This window comes from Capnocytophaga sp. oral taxon 323 (genome assembly GCF_001278825.1).
Lineage (GTDB): Bacteria > Bacteroidota > Bacteroidia > Flavobacteriales > Flavobacteriaceae > Capnocytophaga > Capnocytophaga ochracea.
In genome coordinates this window covers 544,967-569,691 of record NZ_CP012589.1, presented here as the reverse complement: position 1 = coordinate 569,691, position 24,725 = coordinate 544,967, and the positions used below count along the sequence as shown (strand labels likewise).

At 38.1% G+C, this 24,725-nt stretch carries 24 protein-coding genes, 3 tRNA genes and 1 pseudogene; 14 read left to right on the top strand and 14 right to left on the bottom strand.

Annotation, left to right across the window (positions count from 1 at the left end; all coding sequences use genetic code 11):
- Nucleotides 1–285 (bottom strand): transcriptional regulator, encoded by a 285-nt coding sequence (locus tag AM608_RS02525; protein WP_009751459.1) that lies wholly within the window; start codon nt 283–285, stop codon nt 1–3.
- The gene (locus AM608_RS02520) at nt 275–874 is read right to left on the bottom strand and encodes a hypothetical protein (RefSeq protein WP_009751456.1); all 600 of its coding nucleotides are present in this window, start codon (nt 872–874) and stop codon (nt 275–277) included. The genes AM608_RS02525 and AM608_RS02520 overlap by 11 nt, the downstream gene beginning before the upstream one ends.
- Nucleotides 875–1,146: 272 nt before the next feature.
- Between AM608_RS02520 and ettA the strand changes: the two genes are divergently transcribed.
- The 3 genes from ettA (at nt 1,147) to AM608_RS02505 (ending at nt 5,704) form a co-directional block, all read left to right on the top strand.
- Nucleotides 1,147–2,838, top strand: coding sequence for an energy-dependent translational throttle protein EttA (gene ettA, locus AM608_RS02515; protein WP_053580660.1), 1,692 nt, complete (start codon nt 1,147–1,149; stop codon nt 2,836–2,838).
- Between the two features lie 86 nt (nt 2,839–2,924).
- The gene (locus AM608_RS02510; protein ID WP_053580659.1) at nt 2,925–3,503 is read left to right on the top strand and encodes a flavin reductase family protein; all 579 of its coding nucleotides are present in this window, start codon (nt 2,925–2,927) and stop codon (nt 3,501–3,503) included.
- A gap of 137 nt (nt 3,504–3,640) precedes the next feature.
- Nucleotides 3,641–5,704, top strand: coding sequence for a M13 family metallopeptidase (locus AM608_RS02505; protein ID WP_053580658.1), 2,064 nt, complete (start codon nt 3,641–3,643; stop codon nt 5,702–5,704).
- Here AM608_RS02505 and AM608_RS02500 read toward each other — a convergent pair.
- From AM608_RS02500 to prmA, 3 genes are read right to left on the bottom strand one after another with little or no spacing between them, the layout of a single operon-like run.
- Nucleotides 5,668–7,167, bottom strand: coding sequence for an NAD(P)/FAD-dependent oxidoreductase (locus AM608_RS02500; protein ID WP_053580657.1), 1,500 nt, complete (start codon nt 7,165–7,167; stop codon nt 5,668–5,670). The two genes, AM608_RS02505 and AM608_RS02500, sit on opposite strands and share 37 nt — an antisense overlap.
- A gap of 3 nt (nt 7,168–7,170) precedes the next feature.
- Complete coding sequence (locus tag AM608_RS02495; RefSeq protein WP_053580656.1) at nt 7,171–7,857, bottom strand: SMUG2 DNA glycosylase family protein; 687 nt, start codon at nt 7,855–7,857, stop codon at nt 7,171–7,173.
- Nucleotides 7,857–8,693, bottom strand: coding sequence for a 50S ribosomal protein L11 methyltransferase (prmA, locus tag AM608_RS02490; RefSeq protein ID WP_053580655.1), 837 nt, complete (start codon nt 8,691–8,693; stop codon nt 7,857–7,859). Before prmA ends, AM608_RS02495 begins: the two co-directional genes overlap by 1 nt.
- Before the next feature lie 498 nt (nt 8,694–9,191).
- Between prmA and AM608_RS02485 the strand changes: the two genes are divergently transcribed.
- The 4 genes from AM608_RS02485 (at nt 9,192) to AM608_RS02470 (ending at nt 12,355) form a co-directional block, all read left to right on the top strand.
- Nucleotides 9,192–9,842: a phosphatidylserine decarboxylase family protein gene (locus tag AM608_RS02485; protein ID WP_053580654.1), complete on the top strand. Its 651-nt coding sequence runs from the start codon at nt 9,192–9,194 to the stop codon at nt 9,840–9,842.
- A gap of 8 nt (nt 9,843–9,850) precedes the next feature.
- Nucleotides 9,851–10,987: a CapA family protein gene (locus tag AM608_RS02480; protein WP_053580653.1), complete on the top strand. Its 1,137-nt coding sequence runs from the start codon at nt 9,851–9,853 to the stop codon at nt 10,985–10,987.
- 7 nt (nt 10,988–10,994) lie between these two features.
- Nucleotides 10,995–11,714, top strand: a complete 720-nt coding sequence (locus AM608_RS02475; protein WP_016479526.1) for a YebC/PmpR family DNA-binding transcriptional regulator — start codon at nt 10,995–10,997, stop codon at nt 11,712–11,714.
- 92 nt (nt 11,715–11,806) lie between these two features.
- Nucleotides 11,807–12,355, top strand: a complete 549-nt coding sequence (locus AM608_RS02470) for an RsmD family RNA methyltransferase (protein WP_053580652.1) — start codon at nt 11,807–11,809, stop codon at nt 12,353–12,355.
- Here AM608_RS02470 and AM608_RS02465 read toward each other — a convergent pair.
- Complete coding sequence (locus AM608_RS02465) at nt 12,352–13,041, bottom strand: DNA alkylation repair protein (protein ID WP_053580651.1); 690 nt, start codon at nt 13,039–13,041, stop codon at nt 12,352–12,354. The genes AM608_RS02470 and AM608_RS02465 overlap by 4 nt on opposite strands.
- Nucleotides 13,042–13,060: 19 nt before the next feature.
- Nucleotides 13,061–13,549: a DUF2271 domain-containing protein gene (locus AM608_RS02460; RefSeq protein ID WP_053580650.1), complete on the bottom strand. Its 489-nt coding sequence runs from the start codon at nt 13,547–13,549 to the stop codon at nt 13,061–13,063.
- A gap of 149 nt (nt 13,550–13,698) precedes the next feature.
- On the opposite strand from AM608_RS02460, the gene AM608_RS02455 reads away from it, so the two are divergent.
- From AM608_RS02455 to mgtE, 7 genes are all read left to right on the top strand, one after another.
- The gene (locus tag AM608_RS02455; protein WP_053580649.1) at nt 13,699–14,736 is read left to right on the top strand and encodes a DUF445 domain-containing protein; all 1,038 of its coding nucleotides are present in this window, start codon (nt 13,699–13,701) and stop codon (nt 14,734–14,736) included.
- A gap of 85 nt (nt 14,737–14,821) precedes the next feature.
- Nucleotides 14,822–15,952, top strand: coding sequence for a tRNA guanosine(34) transglycosylase Tgt (gene tgt / locus AM608_RS02450; RefSeq protein WP_016479530.1), 1,131 nt, complete (start codon nt 14,822–14,824; stop codon nt 15,950–15,952).
- A gap of 96 nt (nt 15,953–16,048) precedes the next feature.
- On the top strand, nt 16,049–17,125 hold the full coding sequence (locus AM608_RS02445; protein WP_053580648.1) for an LptF/LptG family permease: 1,077 nt from the start codon (nt 16,049–16,051) through the stop codon (nt 17,123–17,125).
- Between the two features lie 350 nt (nt 17,126–17,475).
- The gene (locus AM608_RS02440) at nt 17,476–18,129 is read left to right on the top strand and encodes a hypothetical protein (protein WP_053580647.1); all 654 of its coding nucleotides are present in this window, start codon (nt 17,476–17,478) and stop codon (nt 18,127–18,129) included.
- Between the two features lie 146 nt (nt 18,130–18,275).
- Nucleotides 18,276–18,719: a hypothetical protein gene (locus tag AM608_RS02435; protein ID WP_053581820.1), complete on the top strand. Its 444-nt coding sequence runs from the start codon at nt 18,276–18,278 to the stop codon at nt 18,717–18,719.
- Between the two features lie 23 nt (nt 18,720–18,742).
- Nucleotides 18,743–19,516, top strand: coding sequence for a 16S rRNA (adenine(1518)-N(6)/adenine(1519)-N(6))-dimethyltransferase RsmA (gene rsmA / locus AM608_RS02430; RefSeq protein WP_053580646.1), 774 nt, complete (start codon nt 18,743–18,745; stop codon nt 19,514–19,516).
- 27 nt (nt 19,517–19,543) lie between these two features.
- Complete coding sequence (mgtE, locus tag AM608_RS02425; protein ID WP_009417199.1) at nt 19,544–20,899, top strand: magnesium transporter; 1,356 nt, start codon at nt 19,544–19,546, stop codon at nt 20,897–20,899.
- Nucleotides 20,900–20,940: 41 nt separating this feature from the next.
- Here mgtE and AM608_RS02420 read toward each other — a convergent pair whose 3' ends face one another.
- The 7 genes and pseudogenes from AM608_RS02420 to AM608_RS02390 form a co-directional block, all read right to left on the bottom strand.
- Nucleotides 20,941–22,155, bottom strand: a complete 1,215-nt coding sequence (locus AM608_RS02420) for a folylpolyglutamate synthase/dihydrofolate synthase family protein (RefSeq protein WP_053580645.1) — start codon at nt 22,153–22,155, stop codon at nt 20,941–20,943.
- Nucleotides 22,156–22,265: 110 nt separating this feature from the next.
- Nucleotides 22,266–23,092 (bottom strand): annotated as a pseudogene (locus AM608_RS12760) (energy transducer TonB).
- Between the two features lie 8 nt (nt 23,093–23,100).
- On the bottom strand, nt 23,101–23,487 hold the full coding sequence (locus AM608_RS02410) for a biopolymer transporter ExbD (protein WP_002672086.1): 387 nt from the start codon (nt 23,485–23,487) through the stop codon (nt 23,101–23,103).
- Nucleotides 23,488–23,514: 27 nt separating this feature from the next.
- Nucleotides 23,515–24,219, bottom strand: a complete 705-nt coding sequence (locus AM608_RS02405; protein ID WP_002672085.1) for a MotA/TolQ/ExbB proton channel family protein — start codon at nt 24,217–24,219, stop codon at nt 23,515–23,517.
- 169 nt (nt 24,220–24,388) lie between these two features.
- Nucleotides 24,389–24,463: transfer RNA gene (locus AM608_RS02400), tRNA-Val, on the bottom strand.
- Between the two features lie 36 nt (nt 24,464–24,499).
- Nucleotides 24,500–24,577, bottom strand: a tRNA-Val gene (locus AM608_RS02395).
- A 40-nt stretch (nt 24,578–24,617) separates the two neighbouring features.
- A tRNA-Val gene (locus AM608_RS02390) sits at nt 24,618–24,692 on the bottom strand.
- Nucleotides 24,693–24,725 lie beyond the last annotated feature (33 nt).

The window sequence follows — 24,725 nt, the reverse complement described above, 5'->3', positions numbered from 1 at the left end:
CTAACGGCTAATATAGCTTTTTAGTGCCTCTACATATCGCTCAAAAGCTAAAAGACCTTCTTTGGTGAGCTGAACTTCGGTATTGGGGTAGTTGTCTTTAAAAGATTTTTTAACAGTGATATACCCAGCAGTCTCTAACTTCTGGATTTGCACAGAAATATTACCAGAGGTAGCCTTAGTAACTTCTTTAATACGAGCAAAATCAGCCTTTTCTTCTGAAACCAAAAGTGAGACGATAGCCAAACGAAGCTGTGAGTGCAAAATAGGGTCTAAATCAGCGAACATTACTTCTCTTTTTATATTTGTTATGAAATTGAATGCCAGGCACTAAGAACAATAAGGCTGCTAATACTACGCATAGCAAAGGCAAATAGATTTCATAACTAAAAGGCACAAATATACCTGCATAAATTAACAACAAAGCTACCAACGATGTTGCTATCCAGAGTTTCATTTTCATTTGTAATGCCATTGCTAAAGCTACAAAAGCAAAAGGCAGATAAATGACCAAAATGGCTATTTGAAATTTGCCAAAAGGGCTCAAAGGTACTAAAAAAGCAAAAATTGCATTAATGCCTGCAACTGCCCATATCCAATCTAACCAATCGACGTAGTTTTTCTGTGTAGCAACTTTCTTTTCTTTGTATTTGATAATGAAGTTCACCACAAAGCCAAGAGGCATTAATATCAACCATACAAATCCTGATTGTTTGGGATAATAGTTGGTGATAAGCATCGCAAACTGCAGTACACCTGCAAGCATAATAAGTACACTCCAAAAGATAAGGAAGAAACCGTTCTCTTCGTACTTTTGTTTTCGTTGATTGATGACAGACTGAATGATTTTCAAGCTGTCGGATACTTGTAAGTCCATAATGTTAAAATGTTTAATGTTATAAATTCGCTGCAAATATAAGTTAGTTTATAATATAAACCAAATTTTTAGCAATTATTTTTATAGCATAAGGTATATTTTTTTATTATAAACTTGTAATTCAATTAATTATAGAAGTTTAATTTTACAGTTTACAAGTGCGTGCGAGCCAAAATTTGTTTACTTGGTATTGTTTTTATATTTTTGCACTTGTAATAATAAGAATCTTTAATGATTTCATTTACCATTCATTTTTTACTTTTCACTAAACTATGGCAGACGATAAAAAGATAATCTTTTCAATGAATAAGGTAAGCAAAACCTATTCATCTACTAATAAACAGGTACTCAAAGATATTTACCTAAGTTTCTTCTATGGAGCCAAAATCGGTATTTTAGGGCTTAATGGCTCTGGTAAATCCTCTCTGCTAAAAATTATTGCAGGAATAGATAAAAACTATCAAGGAGAAGTAGTATTTGCTCCTAATTATACCGTAGGCTATCTCGAACAAGAACCTCATCTTGATGATGATAAAACTGTTATTGAAGTAGTACGCGAAGGAGTAGCCGAAACTGTAAAGCTCTTAGAGGAATTCAATCATATCAACGACCTTTTTGGGCTCGAGGAAAACTATTCTGACCCCGATAAGATGCAAAAGCTGATGGATAAGCAAGCCGAGTTACAAGACAAGATAGATGCCTTGAATGCTTGGGAACTCGACAATCAGTTAGAAGTAGCGATGGAAGCCCTCCGTACCCCTGAGCCCGATACGCCTATTAAAGTGCTTTCGGGAGGAGAACGCCGTAGGGTGGCACTCTGCCGTCTACTCTTGCAACAACCCGATATTTTGTTACTCGACGAGCCAACTAACCACCTCGATGCAGAATCGGTATTGTGGTTAGAACAGCATCTGCAACAATATGCAGGTACAGTCATAGCCGTTACCCACGACCGTTATTTTTTAGACAATGTAGCGGGGTGGATATTAGAGCTCGATCGTGGAGAAGGAATTCCTTGGAAGGGCAATTACTCTTCTTGGCTCGAACAAAAAGCTAAACGTTTGGCTCAAGAACAGAAAACTGAAAACAAACGTCAGAAAGTATTGGAGCGTGAGCTCGAATGGGTACGTCAAGGAGCTAAAGGACGTCAAGCCAAACAAAAAGCACGTTTGCAGAATTATGACCGTCTGCTCAATGAAGACCAAAAACAATTAGAAGAAAAGTTAGAAATATATATCCCTAACGGACCTCGTTTAGGAACTAATGTAATAGAAGCACGTCACGTAGCCAAAGCTTTTGGTGATAAACTACTCTATGATGATTTAAACTTTGTGCTTCCTCAAGCAGGAATAGTAGGAGTGATAGGTCCTAATGGAGCAGGTAAATCTACTATCTTCCGTATGATAATGGGTGAAGAACAGCCCGATAGTGGTGAGTTTCTGGTAGGTGATACGGTGAAGATAGCTTATGTAGATCAAACTCACAAACAAATAGACCCTGAGAAGTCTATATGGGAGAACTTCTCTGGTGGGCAAGACCTCATTATGATGGGAGGTAGACAAGTGAACTCTCGTGCTTATCTCAGTAGATTTAACTTTGGAGGTAGCGAACAAAATAAAAAAGTAGCTACTCTTTCAGGAGGAGAACGCAACCGTTTACACTTGGCAATGACTCTTAAAGAAGAGGGTAACGTATTACTGTTAGACGAGCCTACCAACGATTTAGACGTAAATACTCTTCGCGCCTTAGAAGAAGGTTTAGAGAACTTTGCAGGTTGTGCAGTAGTAATTTCACACGACCGTTGGTTTTTAGACCGTATTTGTACTCATATCTTAGCTTTTGAAGGTGACTCACAAGTGTATTTCTTTGAAGGTAGCTTTTCAGAGTATGAAGAGAATAAGAAAAAACGACTTGGCAAAGAAGTAACACCTACTCGTATTAAGTATAAGAAATTAGTACGGTAAGAATAATAAATATGAAAACTTTTTGATAAATATTTATTGTTTTTCCAATTAGATTTTGTACTTTTGTGCCAAAATAAAAAAATAGTATGAAGTCTTTTTTACCAACTATGTTTTATTACGGGTTTCCTGTAGTACTTCTTACTACTACTGATAAAGATGGAAACGCCGATGTAACGCCTATTTCAAGCACCTTTACTTTAGGTGCGAATGCTGTGATAGCGCTTGTAAAACTAAACAAGGCTTATCATAATGTGATGGAAGTGCCCGAGGTAGTTTTTAACCTCCCTACGGCAGCTATGTGGGAAAAAGTAGAGGCAATTGCCCCTTATACCGCTCAAAACCCTGTGCCTCCTCAAAAAATGGGTAAATACACTTATACTGACGACAAGTTTAGTTTTGGAGGATTTACTCAATTACCTTCAGAAAAAGTACGCCCTCCGCGTATTGCCGAATGTCCTATTCAGGCAGAAGCTAAAGTGAAAAACGTGAATGACCGTGATGCTTATGTACTTGTAGAATTGGAATTTGTGCAAGTACACGCTGAAGACCATTTGGTAATGGAAGGTAATAAAATCAATCCATTAGAGTGGGAACCGCTCATCTATAATTTTAAACATTATTACGGATTGGGAGAACACAAAGGTTTGAATTTCAGTATTAAGTAATGGCTTATCTAAGATAAGAAAAAAGAAAGCTTTGCTAAAAACTCTTACAAGGTTTAGCAAAGCTTTTTTTATATTTTTTATTGTTAATTGCTAATTATTTTTTACCTTTGCTTCATTAAACAAAAACATTATACAAGATGATGAGAAAAACAGTAAAAACCGCACTGTTGTTTTCGTCGGCAGCACTCATTGTTGCTTGTGGCGGAAATAACAAAAAATCAGAAAATGCAATGACAGACAAAAATGCTGACAAGGGGCTTTCCCTTGCTGAAATGGACACTACGGTACGTCCGCAAGATGATTTTTACAACTATGTGAACGGCACTTGGGCTAAAACTGCCAAAATACCAGCTGATAAACCTACGTGGGGCTCTTTCCATATCCTACGCGAGAAAACCGATGAGAATTGCTTGCTCATCTTGGATAATCTCCTTAAGGAAAACTTTGCTCAAGGTACTGAAGGTCAGAAAATAAAAGACCTCTACGAATCGTTTATCGATTGGAAAAAGCGCGATGCCGAAGGGCTTAAACCTATTGAAGGTTATTTGAATAAGATTGAGGCTATTAAAAACCTCACAGACCTTCAAAAGTATTTGGAAGAGGTAACTCGCGAGGGCGAAAACCCTATCTGCGCTTGGGGGGTATATGCCGATATGAAGGATTCTAATATGAATACTGTGTATCTCGGCAACTTTAGCATCGGTATGGGGCGCGATTACTATCAAAAAGACAACAAGGAGAATACTGAGGCTTTACAAAAGTATCAAGATTATGTAAAGGCTATCTTCAAAGTGCTTAAAGACGACAAAGCCGCTGAGAAAGCTAAACAAATGGTAGATTTTGAACGCTCGGTAGCCAAACTAATGCTCACCAATGAGGAAGACCGCAATCCTAACCTTAGCTACAACCCTCAAACAATGGCTGAGCTTAGCAAATTAGTGAAGAACCTCAATCTACCTCAGTTTCTTAAAAACGTAGGGGTGAACACTGATAAAGTAGTTGTTTCTGAAATTCGTTTGTACAAACAATACGATAAGTTTATCAACGAAAAGAACTTGCCTCTTATCAAAGATTACCTCAAATATCAATTAGTAGCTGATAATGCGAGCAACCTTACCAAAGAACTCGATGAGCTTTCTTTTAACTTCTACAACAAGGAGTTGCAAGGACAACAAGAACAACGTCCAATGAACAAACGCGCTCTAAGTGTGATCAATGGTATTTTGGGTGAAGCCTTTGGTAAATTGTATGTAGAAAAGTATTTTCCACCTAAAGCTAAAGAAGAAATGGTTACTTTGGTAGATTATCTGAAAAAGAGCTTTGCGCAACACATCAAAGATGTAACTTGGATGTCAGACGCTACTAAGGAAAAGGCTTTGGCTAAACTTAATAAATTTACTGTGAAGGTAGGTTACCCTGATAAGTGGGAAGATTACTCTAAACTAACCATTGAACCGGCTGCTAAAACGGTGTATTTTGCTAACTTGCAACGCGTGAGTGAATGGGCTTACCAAAAGAGTTTGGAAAAAGTAGGCAAGCCTGTAGATAAAACTAAATGGGGTATGTCGCCTCAAACGGTGAATGCGTATTACAATCCGTTGTATAATGAAATCGTTTTCCCTGCGGCTATCTTACAACCTCCTTTCTTCAATTTCGAAGCCGACCCTGCGGTGAACTTCGGTGGTATTGGTGCTGTAATAGGTCACGAAATGACACACGGATTTGACGATAGTGGCGCTGAATTTGACGGCGATGGTAATCTAAAAAATTGGTGGACTCCTGAAGATAAAAAGAACTTTGAGAACGCTACCAAAGCCCTTGCTAAACAATACGACCAATACGAACCCGTAAAAGGTGTATTTGTAAATGGTACTTTCACCAGTGGTGAGAACATAGCTGACCTCGGTGGGGTGAATATCGCTTTTGATGCTTTGCAAATGTACTTAAAAGACAAAGGCAATGTAGGTAAAATAAGCAACTTCACTCAAGAACAACGTTTCTTTATCTCTTGGGGTACCGTATGGCGTACGCTTTCTACTGATAAATACCTTACAAACCAAGTAAAAACTGACCCTCATAGCCCAGGATATTTCCGTTCATTCGGTCCGCTTGTGAATGTAGACGCTTGGTATAAAGCCTTTGATGTAAAAGAAGGTGATAAACTCTATAAAAAACCTGAAGACCGCATCAAAATTTGGTAGGTGAGCACCGCACTGATAGTAACTCCTACTAATCCGTGCATTGCAACACTCTGCCCTGTAACATACAAATTCTTGATGTGAGTTTGTGGCATAAAAACGCTTTCCATTATATGGTTAGCGTTTTTTTTGTAGCCGTACAATGCTCCCGTGGGGTTGCCTATATAATCGCGGTAAGTAAGCGGTGTAGAGGTGTAGTAATGAGCAATAGCACTTTTGAGTGTAGGAAATTGTTGAGCAACTACATCTAATAAATCCATAGCACGCTGACTTTTGAAAACTTCATACTGGTTGCCTCTTGGGTTGCCCTCGGTGTTGGTCGTGAAACTATCTTGCCAGCGTTGCAGTTCATCAGTGTTCATATAGGTGAGGATAGTAACATTATCAGTATACTCCCTGCTGTCCTTTGGTGGATTCATAGAGAGCATATACGAAAGCGGAAAGTTGTTAGTAGGGTAATTAGTAGCGTGGTAGACACTGTTATTATCCTTAAACCAATACACATTATAGGGCAAGTAGCGAAAAGCATTTGGTTTGAGTACCAAATGCAATGAAAAGGCAGCAACCGTAGGTTGTAAGCCCTGCACGCGTTTGCAAAAAGAAGGCTTAAAAGGTGTTTTGCCTGTGATGTTGAGTAGTTGCTTTACATCTATAGCCGAGATGATTTGTTTTGCAACAAACTGCTCTCCTTGTTTGGTGAGTACTGTGTTGATAGTATTCCCTTCACTGTATTCAAAGCCTATGACCTCCCTTTGGTTGAAAAGGTCAGCACCGTATTGGCGCAATTTTTCAATAAGCAAGTTGGTGATTTGGCTACCACCTTGTGTGAGTCGCCAAGCGCTTTCTATATATGAATTGACCGATAGTGCGTGCACGTATAAAGGTGTCTGTTCATCAGCGCCTCCATAGAGAAAGTTAGAGCCTAAGAGTACTGCTTTGAGTCGGTCGTTAGTTGTGATACCGTTGAGGAAGTCTAAGAGTTTTAAGGAAAGCGTATGCACATCGTAATCGGCTACGGCTTGTTTATGGCGGTAGAGTGGAAACTTATCGCAAATAGATTGCATTGTGTGGGCGTACTCTTCTAAGGCTTTCTTCTCATTAGGGAAGTAGGAGAGGAGTTGTTGTACGAAGTTCTCATAACCTTGAGCGTGAGGATACATTACGTTAGGTGTATCGCCAAAACAAATACGGTCGTAGCCGTTTATATCAAGGCGTTCTACCGAAAGATGAGTGGCAATACCTACATCTTTAAAATATTCGTATAACACCTGACCTTCTGCGAGACTTCCTATGTAATGCACTCCTGTATCAAACAGCGTATTATTGCGCACAAAAGTTTGCAGGTTACCCCCATACTGCTCATTTTTCTCCAATATACACACTTTCTTTCCTGCTTTAGCCAAGAGCAAAGCCGAAAAGAGCCCCGAAAGTCCGCTACCTATCACCAAAACATCGTATTGCTTCATTGTCTATATTCCAAAACTCGTCAAAAACTTATCGATATACAGCTGTTTTTCTTTTGATTTATACTGTTGGATAAAGCGAGGATGCTCTAATACTACCATTTCACCAAATAAAGTAGCTTCTTTATTCAATTTTTGTAAGAAAGTAGCGTTCTTTTTGCCTAATACGAACACCTTTTGAGTGTCTACTCCTAAGGCGATATGCTTTTTTAAAGTTTCTATCATATAATCCTTTAATGATTTGAAGAGTGCTTCTTCATCGTAATAATTAGCATTGAGCCATTTGCCGTCCGAGGCTTTTCGCACAATAGCCAAAGGGAAAGGAGAATTGATATAAAAATCATTGTAGAACTTAGTGACTCCACCGTATGCTTTTATCATATCATACATAAAAACCGATGATACTTCGTGTGTATGTGCCGACTTCATTGTAATGCCACACTCGCTTTCTAATCGCTTGGTATCAGTAAAAGGAACGCCTGTAACTCCTGCCCCGTGTCGGCTGGGATTGATGCCTATAATGAATTTCCGCTGACGGTTATCGTTGTAGAATTTGTGATAAAAAGCACGCATTACCTCCATAGTTTCAGGGTTATCCATATAAGGATTCAGCACATCAAAATCCTTAGGCAAGGATTGGTTGTACTCTAAATGTGTGTTGAAGTTGATAATTCTATCGGCAAAAGTATTCATTAGGCTTGTTTTTTGAATTTTACTGCTACCCAGTTGTTGCGTTCTAAGTTCTCGATGTATTGCAAACCGTATGCTTCCGCTTTTTCGCGGATAAGAGGTATATCTTCCTTGTAAAAACCACTGAGCAAGAGAGCGCCTCCTGTTTTGAGAGCTGGTACATACTGTGGTATATCGTTTAAGAGAATATTACGGTTGATATTCGCAATAATAAGGTCGAAGTCTTTTTCATTAGCCAGTGAAGAAGCATCTCCCAACTGTACTTTGATGTGCTTACAACCATTGCGTTCTACGTTTTCTGTGGAGTTCTCTACACACCATTCGTCTACATCAATGGCGAGTACCTCAGTAGCACCGCGTTTGGCTGCCATAATAGCGAGTACGCTTGTGCCACAACCCATATCGAGCACCTTTTTGCCTTTGAGTTCTTCCTTTAAAAGAAATTGCAACATCATATAAGTAGTTTCGTGATGACCAGTACCGAAACTCATCTTAGGGTCGATAACAATTTCATAAGGGGTATGTGCTTCGGGGTGAAAGGTAGCACGTACAGTACACTCATCGTCTACGGTGATAGGCTCGAAGTGTTTTTCCCATTCCTCATTCCAGTTCACCTGTTCAATAGTTTGATATGTGTAAGTAATTTGGAACTCCTCGCTGTGAAGTATCTGTATGTCAGAGAGTATATTAGCATTCCAAAAGGGTTCTTGTATATAAGCCTGCAAACCGGTTTCGGTATCTACAAAGCTCTCGAAGCCTACTTCGGCGAGTTCGGCAACTAATATTTCAGAAGCAACCCCCATAGGGGTAATGGTAAAAGTGTATTCTATGTAATTCATTAAATATAATTGATTATCAGTATTATCTATTAAAGTGGAGTACTGATTAGAAAACTGAGAAAAAAATGTTAAAATATATAAAAACCGTGCATTTTCTTCAAAAAAATTGATTAAAACACTTCTTTATCTTTATTACTATGAAAAATATTAAATATTTATTAATCAGTTAAATAAGAGTTACAGCTACTCTGCCGTTTAGATGGTGTTAGAGCGAAGCTAAGACGAAGGAAAGACGAACCTAAGACGAAGGTAAGCCGAAGCTAACGTCTTATTAAGCTGTATTTCAATTGGTAAAAACTTCAATTTTCGACATTGAGGAAAAAATGTTAAAATTGCCGATATGCCAAAAAAAATGCAATAGTTATTAAAGTTTTAATGTCAGAGGGCAAAAGTAGTAAAAAAATAGGGAAGACCAAGAATTATGGTTGAAAAATATTTATTGTGCGTTGCAATTTGTTAATTCTTTCGTATCTTTGCACCCTAAAATAATTGCATACAATGTTTCACAAGGAAGGTTTTAAGATTATTCTCATTACGCTATTCGCCGTGATAGGTATATCGCTTATAGCGCATTATTTTATTGATATACTGTGGCTTAAAAAGCTTATACAGATAGTAGCTTTTTTATTTTTGATAGCTATATTGCAGTTCTTTAGAAATCCTAAACGCATTACGCCTAAAAATGACCAGCATATTATCGCTCCCGTAGACGGTAAGGTGGTGGTGATAGAAGAAGTGTTTGAGAAAGAATATTTTAAAGATAAACGTTTGCAGGTATCGATTTTTATGTCGCCTGTGAATGTGCACGTAACTCGTTATGCTTTAGGCGGAAAGGTTACTTATAGCGAGTATCACCCGGGAAAGTATTTGGTAGCGTGGCACCCTAAGGCTTCGGAAGAGAATGAACGTACTACCATAGTGGTAGATAACCCTGTGTTCGGTGAAGTGTTATACCGACAAATAGCGGGAGCATTGGCTAAACGCATTGTGAATTATGCCAAAGTGGGAGAAACAGTAGTACAAGGCGAAGATGCTGGATTTATCAAATTTGGGTCGCGTGTAGACGTGTATTTGCCTTTGGGGACGAAAATAAATGTACAACTTAATCAGACCGTAAAAGGAGGAATTGATGTGATTGCCGAAAAATAAAGGATAAGATGCAGAGAATCTTATTGTTAATAGCATTAAGTTTTAGTGGATATGCTACAGCCCAAATAGATAGTTTGGTGCATACTACTGTTGATACCTTACTCGTTCGTACCAAAGATACGCTTACCATAATAGCCGTTGGCGATGTGATGATAGGCTCCGGTTTTCCTGCTGGTTATTTGCCTAAGGACGATGCGATGAACAGTTTTAAATACGTAAAACCCTATCTGAAAGGTGATATTGTGTTCGGAAATTTAGAAGGAGCGATACTCGATAGTGGCGATTCGGAGAAGTGCAAGAGTGGCGATTTGGAGAAGTGCAAGGATACAGAAGAGAGCCCTTGCTATGTTTTCCGTATGCCCAACCGCTATGCGAAAATCATTAAGGAAGCAGGTTTTAACCTGATGAGTACTGCTAATAATCACGCCAATGACTTTGGTGAAAAAGGACGGCGCAATACGGCTAAGATACTCGATAAGGTGGGTATATACCACGCAGGACCAGTAGAAAAAAAGTCGGTTGTATTTGAGAAAGAAGGCATAAAGTACGGTTTTTGTGCTTTTTCACCCAATAGCAATATGCTATCGATAAATAACATAGAACAAGCAACCGATTTGGTAAAGGAATTGCGCCCACAGGCGGATATCCTCATTGTTTCTTTCCACGGAGGCGCTGAAGGTTCTAAAAATACACGCGTACCGAGAGCTGATGAGTTTTTCTTCGGTGAGAATAGGGGGAATGTGTATAAGTTTGCGCACTCGGTAATAGACGCAGGTGCCGATATTGTATTGGGGCACGGGCCTCACGTTACCCGCGCGGTGGAAGTGTACAATAGAAAGTTTATCGCTTATAGTATGGGAAATTTCAATACTTATGGGCATTTTAATCTGCAAGGAGTTAATGGTATTGCTCCTTTGCTTGATATTAAGATTGACTGCAAAGGCAATTTTCTTTATGCCAATGTGATTTCAGTGAAACAGTCGAAAGTGAAAGGATTAAAACTCGATAATGATTGCAAGGTGTTTAACGAGATGAAACGCCTTACTCATCTTGACTTTCCTGAGACACCTTTACACTTTGTGAATAACCAAATTTTGATTAAAACAACAGAACAGACAGATAACAAACTAATAACTAATAACTAAAATAAAAATGGGAAGAGCATTTGAATTTAGAAAAGCCCGTAAATTTAAGCGTTGGGCAGCAATGGCAAAAACATTTACCCGTTTAGGGAAAGACATCGTAATGGCAGTGAAAGAAGGAGGTCCTCACCCTGAGAGTAACTCGCGTTTGCGTGCCGTGATACAGAATGCCAAAGCCGCCAATATGCCTAAAGAAAATATTGAGCGTGCCATCAAAAAAGCAACTGAAAAAGATACTGCAAACTATAAAGAAGTTCTTTTTGAAGGCTATGCTCCTCACGGTATTGCTGTACTCATAGAAACGGCAACCGACAATAACAACCGTACCGTAGCTAATATTCGCAGTTATTTTAACAAGTGTAATGGTACTTTAGGTACATCGGGGTCAGTGGAGTTTATGTTCGACCACACTTGTAACTTCCGTATTAATGGCAATGGGATAGACCCCGAAGAGTTGGAACTCGAAATGATAGACTTCGGAGCAGAAGAAGTGTTCGTAGACGAAGACGGTATCCTCATCTATGCGCCATTTGAGAGCTTTGGAGCTATCCAAAAAGAGTTAGAAAGCCGTAACATAGAAATCTTATCGTCAGGCTTTGAGCGTATTCCACAAGTAACGAAAGAACTTACCCCTGAAGAACAAGCCGATGTGGAGAAACTTCTCGAGAAGATAGAGGAAGATGAGGACGTGCAACAGGTGTACCACACAATGAAAGAAACGGAAGAATAATTAATGAGTTTATCCTTTACCCAAGAAGCTATGAACGAGGTAATGCAGAGTTTAACAGTGAGGGAAACTGTTCAATAAAAAGGTTAATCTTTATGAGAATAATATCAGGGAAGAATAAAGGGAAACAGCTTATAGCACCTAATAAATTGCCAGTTCGCCCTACTACCGATTTTGCGAAGGAAGCTCTTTTTAATATACTCAATAACTATTATTATTTTGAAGAACTTTCTGTACTCGACCTTTTTGCAGGAACAGGAAATATTAGCTATGAGTTTGCCAGTAGAGGTTGCCCCTCAGTATTATCAGTTGATAACCATAACGGTTGTGTGCAATTTATCAATAAAATAGCACGTGAATTAGTCTACCCTATTACAGCACTTAAAGCCGATGTATATGAATATTTAAAACGTACTACTCAGCAGTTTGATGTTATCTTTGCTGACCCTCCGTATGATTTCCCGATTGAAAAGTTTGTTACTATTGCCGATATTGTCTTCAATCAAAACTTACTTACTGAAAATGGAATGCTCATTATTGAACATTCGTCTAAAACAGATTTATCAGAACAGCCATTTTTCTCACAAGCGAAGAAATATGGAGGGAGTGTATTTAGTTTTTTTGAAAGAGAAGAACAAAATTAGAGTTTAAACTGTAACAAATATTTTTTAGTATCTTCGGAAATACGACGGCTTTCTCTTGCTTTTTGTATACTCTTATTTTGAATAAAAGGAGAAAGTGTTTTTGATTCTATGTAAGGGATTGTTGTTTCATATTGTTTTGTTAAAGCAGTGGCAAAGTACCACGCTATCATCATATTTATGTAATATTCATCTGAGGTAATTTTTGCTACCCAGGTTAAGTATTCTTCCTTAAAAAGAGCATCTAAATAATTAGACAATAACACCCCAATTCCGTAACGTACTGTATAGGTTTCTTTGCTTGTAATCCATTGTTTGATGTGTTTTAATGTCTCTTCGGGGTATTTCAAGAAGATTTTAGGGGCAAAAGTATCACACGTAGCCCAATTATCAATATAGGGGAGAAACCGCTCTGTATATTGCATTGCTTTATCAAAATCTTTTAGCTGTTCAATGATAAAACCGTGTAGATTATTCTCCTCATAATAATAATGAGGTAGCTCTTCTAAAAAAGACATTGCCTCAGTGGGGTAATGCTTTACTAATTCTTTAGCCAACGTTCGCATTGCAGGTGTCCTAACCCCTATAATACGAGATTTCTCCACAGTGGGAATCAAATTCGCTGTAAAATCTCTATAAGGAGAGTCTTCTAATGCCCATAACCGGTCTAAAATAATTTCTTTACTCATAATTTCTTTAAGGTGATTGTCAATCGTTAGGCATTAATCTCACATAACGGATATATCCTTTACCTTCAATTTTAGTGTTAAGGTTCTCGGTTTTAAATTCTACTTCAGCATCTTTAGCATAGTAATATTCATCTTCAACAGCAGTCTCAAAACGTATTTTGTAGCCCTTGTTCAGTTTACTATCATCAATTGTAAGTATCTTTACAGCGCGTTCTCCTCCGCTAATGGTAGCTCCCGTAATCCCATCAATTGTCTGGCGTTTACCATAAAACTTCCACCATTGAGTAAGATCGTCGTACCATTCAGGATCATCTCCAAGAATTTGTAGTGTTTGCTCATATTTACCTTCGGGATTGATGAGTGAAACTACTATGTAGGCTCCTTCACCCTTGTAATTGGTGAGTTGTATGAGGCATTTGTATTTTTTAACAGTTGCTTGCTGTACAAATGAAAGAGTAAGTAAAGCAATTATTCCTACGACTAATGTTATTAAAAAGTGCTTTTTCATTTTTTTTATAGTTAAGGGTTAAATACAAATCAGTTAGAATAAACTGATGCAAAGATAGGCAATAATTTCTATCTGACAATTTATATTACTTAACTTTTTTATTTTTCCCACTTTTCTTCGTACCTTTGCGCTTGAAAAACTGATAATTTATGAACAGTTCCAAGCGCCAAAAACTACAACACCACAAGAATATAGCTACGGGGCTCTTTGTTTTGATGCTCATCATTTATATGGCAATGGTGGTATGGCACAAAAAAGCTCCCGAACTCACTTTTATAGGTTATATAAAGGCTTTTTCCGAAGCCGCTATGGTAGGAGCGCTTGCCGATTGGTTTGCAGTAACAGCACTCTTTCACAAACCATTAGGATTAAATATTCCACATACCAACCTCATTGAGGAAAGAAAGAATGACATCGGGGAGAATTTAGGTGATTTCGTCGTGGAGAATTTCCTTAAACCTAAACAGATACGTCCTTACATCACCGATATTAAAGTATCATCATTTATAGTTGAGTGGCTCTCGAAAGAAAGTACTCCTCACCAGATAGAAACTTTTGTAAGAAAAATACCTCTCAATGCAAAAACAAGCGAAGTACTCACCACTTTTTTAGACGAGAATAAACATCAGAAATTCCTTCGAAAAGCTTTTGAAAAGGTAGCTATTTACCTCGCCGAACATCAAGAGCTGGTGCAACACGAAATTGACAGCCAATTTCCTCCTCTTGTACCATCGTTTATTAAAGATACAATTACTCGGAAGGTAAGCAATGGGCTTTATCAGTTAGTTGTAAAAGCATCAGAAGATGAAACACACCCTATCAGGGCTGAAATTACAGCGCAATTATATGAATTTGCTGAAAAACTCAATACTCCTGAGTGGGAACAACATCTTGCAAAGCTATTGCGCACCGCTACGGAGCGCCTCACCGATGAACTCCGCCAAAATGCCCAGCTGCAACACCAAATAGACGCTTGGGTACAGAAAACTGCCTATCAGTTTGTGCTAAAAAACAAAGAGGAAGTGGGGAAACTCATCAGTCATACGGTGGAGAACTGGGAGGGACGCGAATTGAGCGAAAAACTTGAATTGGAAGTAGGTAAAGACCTCCAATTTATCCGTATCAATGGCACTTTGGTAGGCGGATTAGTAGGTTTGGCTATTTACACCTTTACTCAGTTATTCTGAAAGAGATATTAGCCTATTTGCTAACTTTTCTAATTTGCTAATTTGCTAATTCTTCCCTACCTTTGCGCCCGAAAATGTTTCAACTATGGATTTTGAAATACTAAAAACAGACGAACATACTAAAGCACGTGCTGGGAAGATTACTACCAGCCACGGCGTGATTGAAACCCCCATTTTTATGCCTGTGGGAACGGTGGGAAGCGTGAAAGGAGTACACCAACGCGAACTGAAAGACGATATTAATGCCGATATCATCTTGGGAAACACCTATCATCTCTATTTACGACCTCAAACACCCATTTTGGAAAAAGCAGGAGGCTTACATAAGTTTATTAATTGGGATAGAAACATACTTACCGATAGCGGTGGTTATCAAGTATATTCATTGGCTGCCAACCGAAAGATAAAAGAAGAAGGTGTAAAGTTCAAAAGCCATATCGATGGCTCTTTTCACGTTTTTTCACCCGAAAAAGTAATGGAAATAGAGCGCAGTATAGGTGCTGATATTATGATGGCTTTTGATGAATGCACGCCTTATCCTTGTGAATACGGTTATGCAAAACGTTCAATGCATCTCACGCATAGGTGGCTCGATAGATGCATTGCTCACCTCGAAAAAGTACCTCCTAAATACGGTTATCATCAAAGTTTATTTCCGATAGTACAAGGGTCAGTCTATAAAGACCTTCGTACACAGTCTGCCGAATATATTGCAAGTAAAAATGCCGACGGAAACGCTATCGGGGGGCTATCAGTAGGCGAACCCGTAGAACAAATGTATGAAATAACCGAACTTGTATGCGATATTCTCCCCAAAAACAAGCCTCGATACCTTATGGGAGTGGGTACACCCGTTAATATATTGGAAAATATTGCTTTGGGAGTGGATATGATGGATTGTGTAATGCCCACGCGCAATGCTCGCAACGGAATGCTCTTTACTGCAAAAGGAATTATCAATATTAAAAACAAAAAATGGGAAGATGATTTCTCGCCCATAGACCCTGATGGACATACTTACGTAGATACCTATTACACGAAAGCCTATTTACGTCATTTATTCGCTGCTAATGAGTTTTTGGGCAAACAAATCGCTTCAATTCACAATCTTGGTTTCTATTTATGGCTTGTGAGGGAAGCTCGCCGACAAATTGTAGCGGGTACTTTCCTTACGTGGAAGACAAAAATGGTTACTGATATGTCAAATCGTCTTTAAACAAATTAAATTAATTAATATACTTCTGATAAAAACGCTTTTGCGTCGCTAATTCCCCTTTGGAGGGGGATAGGGGGAGGTTTAAAAAACAAAAAAATGAAAATACTCGACTGGTACATCTTAAAACGCTATCTTCTTACCTTTTTTATGATGATAATTCTCTTTATTCCTATCGGAATTATTGTAGATTTATCTGAAAAAGTAGATAAGATGATACAAAAAGGCGCTCCGATGAACGAAATACTGTGGTATTACCTCAGTTTTATCGTTTATTTCGCCAATATATTGTTTCCCATCTTATTATTCCTCTCTATCATCTGGTTTACATCAAAGTTAGCCAATAATACTGAGATAATCGCTATCCAGAGCTCAGGTGTATCGTATATGCGCTTTTTGCGTCCGTATATCGTGGGTGCGAGTACCATTTCGGTGATAGTGTTTTTTATGGGAATGTTTATTGTACCGGCTGCCAGCACTGTGTATAATGATTTTTGGAATAAGTATATACGTTCTTCGAAGGTGGAAAGCGTTTCAGACCTCTACAATCAGTTTTCTGATAACGATTACCTTTATGTAAGCTCGTTTAACTACCAAGACAAACGAGGGTATAACTTTTCAGTAGAACATTTTGATGGTATTAAGATGACGGAAAAGATAAATGCCGAAACGATTCAGTGGATAGACAGCACGAAAACCTATCGGCTTACTAATTACTCCAAAAGAAAGATAGGGGAGGGCGACGATGTGATAGTGAAACGCGACCAGTTAGACACGATATTCAATTTCAAACCCGATGACCTAATGCCGATGGAATATACAGCGGAAAATAAGAACTTGTTTGAGCTAAACAAGTTCATTGAACGCGAAAAGATGAAAGGTTCGCCCAATTTAAATATGTATCTGTTGGTAAAATACCGTCGTTGGGGCGCAATAAGTACTGCCTTTATCCTTACGCTTATCGGCGTGGCTGTTTCATCGGTGAAAAAGCGCGGAGGAATGGGAATCAACTTAATGGTGGGGGTAGTCGTAGGGTTTAGCTTTGTGTTCTTTGACCGTGTGTTTGGAACCCTTGCTCAAACCTCAGGAGGCTTATCACCTTTGATGGCTGTCCTATTGCCTAACCTTATTTTCCTTACCTTAGCCATCTTGTTACTCCGGAAAGTAAGAAACTGATAGAGCATTTTATCTATTTGTAACAACGAAAGAAAGTATTGCAACTGAAAAACGAAAGTAAGTAAACTCAAAAAGTAATAAAGTAATAAGGTAACAAAATTAAGTAATAAGTAAAAAGCGTATTGTAACACTAAAATAAGCCATTGTAACTACAAATGAAAGTAATGTAACAGTTTATCGTCTTATTTTAAATTGATATGAGAAGTTTACAAAGAATACTTTTCTACCAACAAAAACAATAACTTGCACAATGTTATTTGGCAGGATTTTTGCGGTATAAAAATGAATGTAAATCATAATGATTTAACATTTTTCAACTAATTTATAGACCTTTTAAAATATGTAATATTATGAAGGAAAAGAGCACAGAATTAAAAACACTTGAAAACAGGCGTTTGTTATTTACCAATTACAGCGAAATAGCCGAATTGAAAGCTCAGTTAGAGGAATATCAATATAATGAAGAGGCTATGAAAGTAGGTAAAGCGCTTTATGATAAAGCACAAGCCGCTTATAACGATAATTTGGCAAAAACAAGCCAAACGGTAGAGAAAAGAGCCTTGTTTGAAAAGGCTTATAAAGCGATGAGCGACAAATATAAAGAACATCGCAAGGTCGCAAAAGTAGCGTTAAAAGCATCTCCCGAAGCGCTGGTATCATTTGGATTAAAAGGAACGATGTCGCGCGATTATCTGGAAGGTTTAGCCACCACGAAAAAGCTTTACGAGGGCATTAAAACCACTACTACCCAGCGGGCAGCGCTCGACAGGTTCAAACTTACCGAATCCGTCGCCGATGAACAGCTTTCAGCCATTGCGAAAGTGGAAGAACTCCGTGCGCAATACGTGAAATTGCGCGGTATCGACCAACAAGCCACTCAGGATAAGAACAAAGCCTTTGAGGCGATGAACAAATGGGTGAAGGAATTTTACGAAGTAGCTAAGATAGCCCTTTCTGACCGTCCGCAACTACTTGAAAGCATTGGTAAACTCGTAAAGAGTTAGTTGTAACACAATAATATAGACATTTTAGCACAGAAGCCCACCCGCCACCAAAGTTAAGAATTTGTTCTTTTTCTTGTTTATAAATTTTTATTAGATTTTAGGGTGTGGCTTCTGTGTATTTTTTAATTGCACAAAAGAATAATATTATGAAAACAGCTATAGAATTTAAAGAAACACAATTTTCTTATATATTACTGTCTTTTTTAGCTCTTTTTATAGGGATTATAGCTCTTTCAGGCTATCAAAACAAAGGAGGTTGGACAATAATTCTATTATTAGTGGCTATTTTAGTAGCCGTATTCTATAAACTCACTACTGTAATTGATGATTATGGTATCGCAGCTTCATTTGGTATCGGTTTTTTGAGTAGACGAATGAATTTTCAAGAAATGGACGTCTCTACTATTCAACTCATTGATATTCCTTGGTATTATGGCATTGGTATACGGTATACTTCGACAGGTATCATCTATAATACGAAACATAATAAGGCAATCAGGATAGTGTCTAAGGACAGAAAGAAGGTGTTTTTGGTAGGAACTGACCATTATGAGGAAATAAGGTCGATACTTCTGCAAAAGAACAACTAAAAGCCTCATTGAAAGATATATAAATGGAATTAGTAAAAGCAAAAAAGCATTTAGGACAACATTTCTTAAAAGATTTAAACATTGCACAGAAAATAGCTGATACATTATCGCTAAAAAACTATAAAAAAGTAGTAGAAATAGGAGCTGGAATGGGGGTACTTACTCAGTTTTTGCTCAAAAAAGGTGTTGATGTGCACATAGTGGAAATCGATAAAGAATCGGTAGATTATTTGGAGGCAAATTATCCTGCATTAAGAGGAAAAATAATTGCCGATGACTTTTTGAAATATGATGTAGCGGGTTATTTAGCCGAACCATTTGCTATTATAGGTAATTTCCCTTATAATATCTCTACTCAAATCGTTTTTAAACTACTTGAACTGCGAGAATATGTTCCTGAGTTTAGCGGAATGTTTCAGAAAGAGGTTGCCGAACGTATATGCGAGCACGAAGGCAGTAAAACGTATGGAATTTTGTCAGTTTTAGTACAGGCTTTTTATGAAACGAGCTATTTATTCACAGTTTCAGAGAGTGTTTTTAATCCTCCGCCCAAAGTAAAGAGTGGTGTAATACGATTAGTACGAAAAGCTGACTTCCATTTAGATTGTGATGAAGGATTATTCTTTACCGTAGTGAAAACGGCTTTCAATCAACGGCGAAAAACCCTTCGCAACAGCCTAAAACCACTACTTACAGATGAGAATTTAAAACAAGACCCTATATTTGATAAACGTCCTGAGCAATTGTCTTGGCAAGAGTTTGTTTTTATTACTAAAAAAATCAGTAATCAAGTTTGATAGCTAACGATTTGACGTCTTAAAACTATGACAACTTTTAAAATAACAGATGAACTCATTGAGAAAATCCATAAACTCATTGAGGAAAAACAAAATAAAGAACTTACAACTCTCTTAAATGATTTACACTATGCCGATATAGCTGAAATCATTCACGAATTGGATATTGAAGAGGGGGTATACATCATTCGTTTAATTGATGCTGAGAAAACATCAGATGTACTCACAGAATTAGACGATGATTACCGTGAGAATATCTTAAAAAACCTTTCTGCAAAAGAAATTGCCGATGAAATCATCGAGTTGGACACCGATGATGCGGTGGATATCATCTCTGAACTGCCTGAAGATAGAAAAACAGAGGTTATTTCGCATATCTCGGACGTAGAACACGCCAAAGATATCGTAGAATTACTTCGTTATGGCGAAGATACTGCGGGAGGACTAATGGCGAAGGAACTTGTAAAGGTAAATGAGAATTGGAATGTGCTAAAATGCGTAAAAGAAATGCGCGAACAGGCGGCTCACGTTACTCGTGTGCATTCTATTTATGTAGTAGATGATAATGATGTGCTTAAAGGACGACTTTCACTTAAAGATTTGCTTACTACTTCCACACGTTCAGAAGTGAAAGACATTTATATTCCAAAAGTAGACTATGTATACGTTACTGATACTGCCGAAGAAGTAGCTCACATAATGAGTAAGTATGACTTAGAGGCAATTCCCGTAGTTGATGAGATGAAACGCCTTGTGGGACGCATCACTATTGATGATGTGGTGGACGTGATAAAAGAAGAAGCTGAAAAAGACTATCAGTTGGCAGCAGGTATTACCAATGATGTGGAGGCAAGCGATAGTGTATGGAAACTTACCAAAGCGCGCTTGCCTTGGCTACTTATTGGAATGTTTGGAGGATTAGGTGCAGCGAGTATTATCAATGGTTTTCAGGATACGATGATGATTTACCCTATATTATTGATATTTATTCCGCTTATTCAAGCTACTGCAGGAAATGTGGGAGTACAATCATCGGCGATAATAGTACAAGGATTGGCAAATAATTCTATCGACGGCGAACTTATCAAGAGGTTGCTCAAAGAATTTCTATTAGGACTCATCAACGGAGGAACTATTGCAGGAATAGTGATATTAGTAAGCCATTTTGCTTTTCAAGCTGAGTATTTGGTAAGTATTACAGTAGCCATAGCACTCATTACAGTGATTGTAAATGCTGCTGTGATAGGTACTTTTATCCCGATACTTCTGCACAAGCGCGGTATTGACCCAGCGGTTGCTACGGGTCCGTTTATCACTACCAGCAACGATGTTTTAGGTATCTTGATTTACTTTTTTATTGCCAAAATGATATTAGGATTTTAAAACAACCTTCATTTGTTTTTCAGTATCCGCTTTTTGTTATTTTACAACACTTCCGCAACTACGAACGTGCTTCCACCAACAAAGATAAAGTCAGTGGGAAGCGCTTGTGCCTTAGCGGCATTTAAGGCTTCTGCTACTGAAGAATATCTCTCCCCTTGGAGTCCTTTTGCAATGGCAATTTTCTTTAATGTATCTACATTAAGTCCTCTTGCAATAGCAGGACTGCAAAAATAATAGGTAGCTTCTTTTGGGAAAAGCTCTAAAACACTATTTACATCTTTTTCTTTTACAAAACCTACTACAATATGAAGATGTGTATAGGTTTGCTTTTTGAGTTGTTCCATCACATAAGTAAGTCCTCCCACATTATGTCCTGTATCACATACGATAGTAGGGTAGGAGCCAAGGGTTTGCCAACGACCTTTCAGGTTTGTATTGTGCACCACGTGTAAAAGTCCTTGTGCAATATTCTCCGGAGTAATATCCCACCCCTGGTGGATAAGCAATTCGGTAACGGCTATTACTCCTTTGATGTTTTTCTCTTGGTAGGCACCTTGAAGGTCGGTTGTAAGAGAAGTTTCTATGTGATTGGCAAAAATAATAGGAGCATTCATTTCTTTAGCTTTTGCTGTGAAGACGGGAGCTGTTTCCTCTTGATATTCACTGATTACTACAGGCACATTTTCTTTGATAATACCAGCTTTTTCAAAAGCTATTTTAGGTAAAGTATCTCCTAAAATATCAGTATGGTCTTTAGAGATATTGGTAATAAGAGAAACTTCGGGAATGATAATATTAGTGGAGTCAAAACGTCCTCCTAAACCTACTTCTATCACAGCGATATCTACTTTTTCATTCTCGAAATAGCTGAACGCCATTCCTACTGTCATTTCAAAGAATGAGAGGTGATATTCTTCCAAAAAGGGTTTGTTTTTAGCTATAAAACTTACCACATAGTCTTCTGGTATTTCCTTCCCATTAATTTTGATACGTTCTCGGAAGTCTTTGAGGTGTGGAGAAGTGTACAATCCTACCTTATATCCTGCCTCTTGTAGGATAGAAGCGAGCATACTGCTGGAAGACCCCTTTCCGTTAGTGCCTGCGATATGCAAACTTTTGAATTTTGTTTGAGGGTTTCCTAACACTGAAGTAAAGACGAGGATATTATCTAATTTGTTGTTCAAAGCAGTTTTACCTTGTGTTTGAAACATTGGTAAGCGGTTGAACATCCACGAAAGTGTTTCTTGATAATTCAATGTTTAAGATAATTTTTAGTTGTTGTACAATCAAAAATGAGATAATCAGTTATACTATAACCATTATCTCATCCTTGTTAATTATTAATTACCAATTATTAATTGATTTTTTATTCTCCAAGTTTAAAGTTGATAACAATAAAACCTACTTGACGTGCAGGGGCATTATCATCTGCGTTCCAGCGGTGCATAGCAGCTGTTTTTCGAGCAGCTTCCAGCAAACAGTGAGCAGAGTTAGTAGTTCCTTTCACACCAGCAGTAGCTTTTACTACTTTACCACTACGGTCTACTTCTATTTGTACTACCACGCGTCCTTCTTCATTGCAATTTTGAGGTACTTTACCTTGTGAAGCAATAGTACGACCTTTCAGTCCCCAACCTTTGCCAGTGCCATTACCACCTCCTGAGCCATAATAAGAATTAGCGTACTGGCTACCATCTATCTGTCCTTGATAACCAGGTTGGTTGCCATCTCCTTGTCCTGAGGTACCACTACCACCTGCATTGGCAGCTCCCAATATATTTGATAACGCATCCGAAGTTTCCCGTGAAGGTTTAGGAGCAGGTTTGGGACTCTCTTTTGGAGTATCTTTTTTAGGTGTTTCTTTCTTTTTTCTTTCTTTTTCGGTACTTCGGGTACAGAAACTTCTTCGTTGTTATCTTGAGCCAAAAGGTTTTCCTTTACTTCTTGTGAAGTACTCTGTTCTGGTTGTGTTTGAGGAGGCGTTTTAGTTTCTTCCTGTTTAGCAGCACTTGGCGGAGGAGTGCGCTCGCCCATTCCTACCAAATCGACTCCATAAATAACCTCTACACCTTTTTCGGGCGGTGGGTCTAAGTACTTCATTCCTGCAAAAAACAGTATGAAGATTACTAAACACATCACAACCGTAGTGAGTGCTAAGGATTTACGTTTATGTTCTGTATCGAATAAATTCATATACCTTTCTATTTTGGACGAACAGCCAAAATCACCTTAAATTGGTTTTGGTTTGCCACATCCATCACTGTTACCGCATTTTCAATAGGTACACTTTCCTCTACACGCAAAATGATAGTAGGATTTTCCACTCCCTTGAGCGCTGATTTGAGCTCTGTATCGAGATTATCTACTGAAATAGGTTTCTTGTCAAGAAAATAGTTTAAATCTTTATCAATGCTTACTGAAACGTTTTGTGTATTAGTACTTTTACCTTTAGCTTTAGGCAATAACAAATCGAGTGCATTGGGGCTGTTGGCAGTAATCATAAAGAATATTAACAACAGAAACACAATGTCCGTCATAGACGACATACTGAACTCAGGACTTACTTTATTTCTACCTTTTAATTTCATAATTAGATCAGAGTAGTTTTTTAAGACCTATAGAGGTTCGTTTAACAAGTCTAAGAATTCAACAGCATTGGCTTCCATTAGGTGTACCACCTTATCAGTTTTTACTACTAAGTGGTTGTAGCCTACATAAGCAATAATTCCTACTATAAGCCCCGCTACGGTAGTTGCCATCGCGGTGTAGATACCACTTGCTAATGACCCCATCTCTGCCTGACCGCCTGCTGAAGCCATTTCGTGGAATGACATAATCATACCAACAACTGTGCCTAAGAATCCAATCATAGGTCCTGCTCCTGCAATAGTAGCGAGAATAGCCGTATTCTTTTCAAGATTGTATACCTCTAAAGTGCCCGCATTTTCAATAGCTTTATTAATATCTTCAAGAGGTTTACCTATACGAGAAACCCCCTTTTCAATAAGGCGTGCTACAGGAGTATTGGATTGTACACAAAGCATTTTAGCAGCATCTAAGCGCCCAGCTGAGATACAATCACGTATTTTATACATAAAAGTTTTATCCATCTTAGAAGCTGCCTTAATAGCAAAAAGGCGTTCAAAATAGAGAAAAAGAGCTACAGCGAGCATCACAAATAAAATACTAATAATAATGATACTCCCCATACCACCATCTAGAATCAGTTCCATTATAGAAAGGGTTTTCTCTTGTACTGCGACGGGAGCAGTGTCGGTTGCAGTAGTCGCAACGTCTACAGAAGTTTGTAATCCTAACATATTATTTTTGTTTTTCTGTTTAAAAATATCGCAAAAGTAAGAAATAATTATCAATACACAATTATTAATTAATAATTAACAATTTATAAAATTATAAGTGCTTGATAATCATTTGTTGTTTAAATGAATAATTAACAAAAAAAAGCTACTCAGTATTGAGTAGCTTTTGTGGACTCTACTGGATTCGAACCAGTGACCCTCTGCTTGTAAGGCAGATGCTCTGAACCAGCTGAGCTAAGAATCCTTTTTAATTATGAAAACAACAATAAAATCCGAGTTTTGGTGGGTCCTACTGGATTCGAACCAGTGACCCTCTGCTTGTAAGGCAGATGCTCTGAACCAGCTGAGCTAAGAACCCTAAAATTACAATGATAAAAATTTTTTAATTTTAACCTAAGTGGGTCCTACTGGATTCGAACCAGTGACCCTCTGCTTGTAAGGCAGATGCTCTGAACCAGCTGAGCTAAGAACCCTTACGTTTAATTCGGGTGCAAAGGTACTACTTT